This is a genomic window from uncultured Mycobacterium sp. (genome assembly GCF_964249325.1).
Lineage (GTDB): Bacteria > Actinomycetota > Actinomycetes > Mycobacteriales > Mycobacteriaceae > Mycobacterium.
This window is the reverse complement of sequence record NZ_CAXUCH010000254.1, coordinates 1-6,042: the sequence shown is the minus strand read 5'-3', so window position 1 is coordinate 6,042 and position 6,042 is coordinate 1. Positions and strand designations below refer to the sequence as shown.

Annotated in this window: 6 protein-coding genes and 2 pseudogenes; all 8 read left to right on the top strand. The window is 67.7% G+C overall.

Translation table 11 applies throughout. From position 1 onward, the window contains the following. Window positions 1-234: pseudogene (locus ACFE99_RS21760) on the top strand (PPE family protein); the annotation flags it as partial. Between the two features lie 31 nt (window positions 235-265). Further along, entirely contained in the window at window positions 266-898 is a 633-nt protein-coding gene (locus ACFE99_RS21755) for a dTMP kinase (protein WP_375488479.1), read from the top strand. Between the two features lie 56 nt (window positions 899-954). Beyond that, the gene (gene mtrA, locus ACFE99_RS21750) at window positions 955-1,641 is read left to right on the top strand and encodes a two-component system response regulator MtrA (protein WP_083086376.1); all 687 of its coding nucleotides are present in this window, start codon (window positions 955-957) and stop codon (window positions 1,639-1,641) included. A 100-nt stretch (window positions 1,642-1,741) separates the two neighbouring features. Next, complete coding sequence (mtrB, locus tag ACFE99_RS21745) at window positions 1,742-3,400, top strand: MtrAB system histidine kinase MtrB (RefSeq protein ID WP_375488477.1); 1,659 nt, start codon at window positions 1,742-1,744, stop codon at window positions 3,398-3,400. Next, the gene (gene lpqB / locus ACFE99_RS21740; protein WP_375488475.1) at window positions 3,400-5,214 is read left to right on the top strand and encodes an MtrAB system accessory lipoprotein LpqB; all 1,815 of its coding nucleotides are present in this window, start codon (window positions 3,400-3,402) and stop codon (window positions 5,212-5,214) included. Before mtrB ends, lpqB begins: the two co-directional genes overlap by 1 nt. A gap of 36 nt (window positions 5,215-5,250) precedes the next feature. Next, entirely contained in the window at window positions 5,251-5,562 is a 312-nt protein-coding gene (locus tag ACFE99_RS21735) for a WXG100 family type VII secretion target (protein WP_375488473.1), read from the top strand. Further along, window positions 5,555-5,845, top strand: coding sequence for a WXG100 family type VII secretion target (locus ACFE99_RS21730; protein ID WP_375488471.1), 291 nt, complete (start codon window positions 5,555-5,557; stop codon window positions 5,843-5,845). Before ACFE99_RS21735 ends, ACFE99_RS21730 begins: the two co-directional genes overlap by 8 nt. 4 nt (window positions 5,846-5,849) lie before the next feature. Continuing rightward, window positions 5,850-6,042: pseudogene (locus ACFE99_RS21725) on the top strand (hypothetical protein); the annotation flags it as partial.

Below are 6,042 nucleotides of genomic sequence, written 5' to 3'. Positions count from 1 at the left end.
CGTCGACGCCGTGCGACGGTCAAAGACCCCGGCCATCGCTACGAATACATGGATCCCGAGGCGTCGACGATGGCCTCCGATCAGGGCGCGGGGCCCTTGGGCTTCGCCGGAACCAAGGCCACCGCTGCCGCCCCGAGGGCGGCGGGATTGGTCACGATGGCGGGCGACGGATTTGGCGGTGTGCCGAGTGCGCCGATGGTGCCAGGCAGCTGGGACGCCGAGCCGGAAGCATAAGACGGCTCAACTGCCGCGCTAGGCTCGCGCCGTGTTGATCGCGATCGAAGGGGTCGACGGCGCAGGCAAGCAGACCCTGTCGCGCGGCTTGCAAGCGGCCTTCCAGGCCGGCGGAAAGTCGGTGGCCACGCTGGCCTTCCCACGCTACGGGCAGTCGGTGCCGGCCGACGTGGCCGCTGAAGCGCTACGCGGCCAGCACGGGGACCTCGCGTCGAGCGTCTACGCGATGGCAATGCTCTTCGCGCTGGACCGCGCCGGTGCGGCAGCCCAGATCGAAAAGCTCCGCGATGACTACGACGTCGTGATCCTGGATCGCTACGTGGCCTCCAACGCCGCCTACAGCGCAGCCCGCCTACACCAGGACGCCACCGGTGAGGTGGCGGCCTGGGTGCACGGCATCGAATACGGCCGGCTACACCTTCCCATGCCGGATTGCCAAGTGTTACTTGATGTTTCGGCTGAACTTGCCAGACAGCGGGCGCGCAGCCGGGCCGTGCAGGAGGCGGGCCGGGACCGTGACGCCTATGAACGCGACGACGATCTGCAGCAGCGCACCGGTGCGGTGTATGCCGGGCTGGCCGCCGCGGGCTGGGGCGGGCGTTGGCAGGTGGTGGGCGCCGACGTGGACCCCGGCAAGTTGGCCGCCACGTTGCTCATCTGGTGAGCTGCGAGAAGAAACGCCCGCGCGATAGCTGAGTTTTGTCGCGATCTGGTGACACCATGGACACCATGAGGCAAAGGATTCTCGTCGTCGATGACGACGCTTCGCTGGCCGAGATGCTCACCATCGTGCTGCGGGGGGAAGGCTTCGATACTGCCGTCATCGGTGACGGCAGCCAGGCGCTCACCGCGGTCCGTGAGTTGCGCCCCGATCTGGTGTTGCTGGACCTGATGCTGCCCGGCATGAACGGCATCGACGTCTGCCGGGTGTTGCGGGCCGACTCCGGGGTGCCGATCGTGATGCTGACCGCCAAGACCGACACCGTGGATGTGGTGCTGGGGCTGGAGTCGGGCGCCGACGACTACATCATGAAGCCGTTCAAACCCAAGGAGCTGGTGGCCCGGGTGCGGGCGCGGCTGCGCCGCAACGACGACGAGCCGGCCGAGATGCTCTCGATCGCCGATGTCGACATCGACGTGCCGGCCCACAAAGTCACTCGCAACGGCGAGCAGATCTCGCTGACCCCGCTGGAGTTCGACCTGCTGGTCGCGCTGGCACGCAAACCGCGCCAGGTGTTTACTCGTGATGTGCTGCTCGAACAGGTGTGGGGATACCGTCACCCGGCGGACACCCGCTTGGTGAACGTGCACGTTCAGCGTCTGCGCGCCAAGGTCGAGAAAGACCCGGAGAACCCGCAGGTTGTCCTGACCGTTCGAGGAGTGGGTTACAAGGCCGGACCTCCGTGATCCGCGCCGGCGACGATGCGGCGCGAAGCGCTGCTGAGCACCGGCGCATCAACACGGGCAGCGACGATGCAGAGCGTCGCGATGAGGCGGAGCGGCGGTTGTGATGTGGGGCTCGCGGCGACGCATCCGGAGTCGTTGGGGGCCGTCGACACCACTGATGCGCGGCATGAGTGCATTGAGCCGGGCGGTAGCCGTCGCCTGGCGCCGCTCGTTGCAGCTGCGGGTGGTGGTGCTGACTCTCGGGATGTCATTTGCGGTGATCGTGGCGTTGGGCTTCGTCCTGACCAGCCAGGTCACCAACCGAGTGCTCGACGTGAAGGTCCGCGCCGCCATCGAACAGATCGAGCGGGCACGCAACACGGTTAGCGGGATCGTCAGCGGCGAGGAGGCGCGCTCGCTAGACAGCAGTCTTCAACTCGCCCGCAACAGCTTGACGTCGAAAACCGACCCCTCGTCCGGCGCGGGCCTGGCCGGCGCGTTCGACGCGGCGCTGCTCGTCCCCGGCGACGGGCCGAGGGCTGCGACCACCGCCGGGCCCATCGATCAGGTGCCGCCCTCGCTGCGTGACTTCGTCAAGGCCGGGCAGGTCGCCTACCAGTACGCCACCGTGCACACCGAGGGCTTTTCCGGGCCGGCGCTGCTCATCGGCACCCCGACGCCGTCGAGGGTGACCAACTTGGAGCTGTACCTGATCTTTCCGCTGGCAAACGAGGCCAGCACCATCTCGCTGGTGCGCGGGACCATGACCACCGGCGGTGTGGTGCTGCTGGTCTTGCTGGCCGGCATCGCGTGGCTGGTCTCCCGCCAGGTGGTGGTGCCGGTGCGCTCGGCGTCGCGGATCGCCGAGCGGTTCGCCGAGGGGCATCTTTCCGAACGGATGCCGGTGCGTGGTGAAGACGACATGGCGCGGCTTGCCATGTCGTTCAACGACATGGCCGAAAGCCTGTCGCGGCAGATCGCCCAACTCGAAGAGTTCGGCAACCTGCAGCGCCGGTTCACCTCCGACGTCAGCCACGAACTGCGCACCCCGCTGACCACAGTGCGCATGGCGGCCGACCTGATCTACGACCACAGCGCCGACCTCGACCCGGCACTGCGGCGCTCCACCGAATTGATGGTCAGTGAGCTGGACCGGTTCGAGTCGCTGCTCAACGACCTGCTGGAGATTTCGCGGCACGACGCCGGTGTGGCCGAATTGTCGGTCGAGTCCGTCGACCTGCGTGCGACCGTCAACAGCGCGCTGGCCAATGTGGGCCACTTGGCTGAAGATGCCGGTGTCAAGCTGATCGTGGACCTACCGCCTCATGAGGTCATCGCCGAGGTCGATACGCGACGAGTGGAGCGCATCCTGCGCAACTTGATCGCCAATGCCATCGACCACGCCGAGCGCAAACCGGTGCGGATTCGGATGGCCGCCGACGAGGACACCGTCGCGGTCACGGTGCGCGACTACGGCGTGGGGCTGCGGCCAGGTGAGGAGAAGCTGGTGTTCAGCCGGTTCTGGCGCTCGGATCCGTCCCGGGTGCGGCGGTCCGGCGGCACCGGACTGGGGTTGGCGATCAGCGTCGAAGACGCTCGGCTGCATCAGGGCCGGCTGGAGGCCTGGGGCGAACCCGGCAAAGGCGCCTGCTTTCGGCTGACGCTTCCGCTGGTGCGCGGCCACAAGGTCACCACCAGCCCGCTGCCGATGAAACCGATTGCGGCTGAACACACCGAGCGCCAACCCCGTCAGCGGGAGCACGCCGAAAGGGGCGCGTAATGCGCCGGCCTGGTCGCCCGACTGCTCCTCGGGCCGTTGTCGCCCGCATCGTCGTCGCGCTGGAGTTCGTGGCGCTGCTGACCGTCGCCGTGGTGCTTGCCGGCTGCGCGGCCGTGCCAAGGTCGTCGGCGCCGCAGGCCATCGGCACGGTTGCGCGACCGGCACCGTCAAACCTGCCCAAGCCGACCCCGGGCATGGATCCCGACGTGCTGCTGCGCGAATTCCTCAAGGCCACAGCCGATCCCGCCAACCGGCACCTGGCCGCCCGGCAATTTCTCACCCAATCGGCATCCAACGCCTGGGACGACGCGGGTAGCTCGCTGCTGCTCGACCACGTCGTGTTCGTGGAAACCCGTAGCGCCGAACGGGTTTCGGTCAACATGAAGGCAGACATCTTGGGTTCGCTGTCGGACATGGGAGTGTTCGAGACCGCCGAGGGTGTGCTGCCGGACCCCGGCCCGATCGAGTTGGTCAAGACGTCAGGTGGTTGGCGCATCGACCGGCTACCCAACGGCGTGTTCTTGGACTGGCAGCAGTTCCAGGCGACCTACAAGCGCAACGTGCTCTACTTCGCCGACCCGACCGGAAAGACCGTGGTTCCCGATCCGCGCTACGTCGCCGTCTCCGACCCGGATCAGCTGGCTACCGAACTGGTCTCGAAGGTGATCGCCGGTCCGCGCCCGGAGATGGCCCGGGCGGTGCGCAATCTGCTTGCTCCGCCGTTGCGGCTGCGTGGACCGGTGACCCGGGCCGACGGCGGCAAAACTGGCGTGGGCCGCGGCTACGGGGGCGCGCGGGTCGACTTGGAAAGCTTGTCCACGACCGACCCGCACAGCCGCTTACTGCTTGCGGCACAGATCATTTGGACGCTGGCCCGGGCAGACATCAAAGGCCCGTATGTGATCAACGCCGACGGTGCCGCTTTGGACGACAGGTTCACTGACGGGTGGACCACCTCCGATGTCGCCGCCACCGACCCCGGCGTCGCCGACGGTGCCGGCGCGGGCGTGCACGGCTTGGTGGGCGGCTCGCTGGTGTCCTTGGACGGTCAGCGATCCACCCTGGTGCCTGGTGCTTTCGGGCAGATGCCCGATCAGACCGCTGCTGCGTTGTCGCGCGGCGGCCACCGGGTGGCGTCGGTGGTGACGCAGCGGCCTGGCGCACCCGACATGGCGGCGACACTGTGGATTGGCGATCTCGGCGGTGAAGCGGTGCCGTCCGCCGACGGGCACAGTATGTCGCGGCCGAGCTGGTCGCTCGACGACGCGGTGTGGGTAGTGGTGGACGGCAACAATGTGCTGCGGGCGATTCAGGAACCGGCGTCCGGTCAGCTTGCGCGCATCCCAGTGGACTCGGCCGCGGTGTCCGGCCGCTTCCCCGGTCCGATCAGCGAGCTGCAGCTGTCTCGGGACGGGACGCGTGCCGCCACGGTCATTGCCGGACAGGTCATCCTGGCTAGTGTCGAGCAGCCGCAGGCCGGCCAGTTCGCGCTGACGTATCCGCGCCGGCTGGGTTTCGGGCTGGGGTCGTCGGTGGTGTCGTTGTCGTGGCGAACCGGAGATGACCTTGCGGTGAGCCGTACCGATCCGCAGCATCCGGTGTCGTATGTCAACCTCGACGGCGTCAACTCCGACGCGCCCAGCAGGGGTTTGCAGACCCCGGTGGGGATGATCGCGGCCAACCCGTCGGCGGTGTATGTCGCCGATCCGCGTGGGGTGCGGCAGCTTTCGGGCTCGGCCGCCGAAAACGAGCAGATGTGGTACGACGTGCCGGGGTTCACGGTGCCCGGCGCCGTGCCGGTGCTGCCGGGCTGAGTTGTGGCCGGCCAGGCGAATCGTTATTTTTGCTGCGTGGATTCCGATGGGACGCTGCGCGTCGACCCGGCGGCGATGGTCGGTTGTGCCCAGTCGCTGGGCGGTGCAGCGGAGGCCCTGCGGAGCAGGTTAGCCGAACTCGACGGCCAGGTTGGGCAGATGTTGGGCGGTTGGCAGGGAACCTCCGGCCGCGCCTATTCCTCGGCGTGGGAACTGTGGCACCGGGGAGCCGGCGAAGTGATGCTGGGATTGTCGATTTTGGCGGAGGCGGTCGGTAAAGCCGGTATGGCTTACCAGCACAACGAGTCGGCCTCTGCTCAGGCATTGCGAGGGGTCAACGGTGGCTGAGGCATTCCGCGTCGACCCTGAGGCGTTGGCCGAAGCGGTGGAGCGCATGGGAGAGTTTCAGCGTTATGCCGAAACCATGTTCACCGAAATCGATTCGATGGTAAGCAATCTGCACGCTACATGGACCGGTGAGGCTGCCGCGGCGCACGCTGAGGCGCATCGGCATTGGAGCCAGGGTGAGGCGATGATGCGGGAAGCGTTGCGCCAGCTGCAAGGCGCGGCCAAGACCGCCCACGCCAACTACACCGGCGCCATGGCTAAGAACGTAGGCATGTGGTCGTGAGCTGATGGCGCCGCTGGGCGTTGATCCCGCCGCCTTGGATGGTGCAGGGTCGGCGGTGGCCGCGGTGGGCGATGGTCTGGCTGCGGCGGTTGGCGCGTTGACGGCCGGGTATGGGGCCCACACGGGCCAAGCCGCTGCCGGTGAGGTGTTCGGACTGAACTATCAGAGCGCCGCAGAGTCGCCCTTGAGCGCGGTGG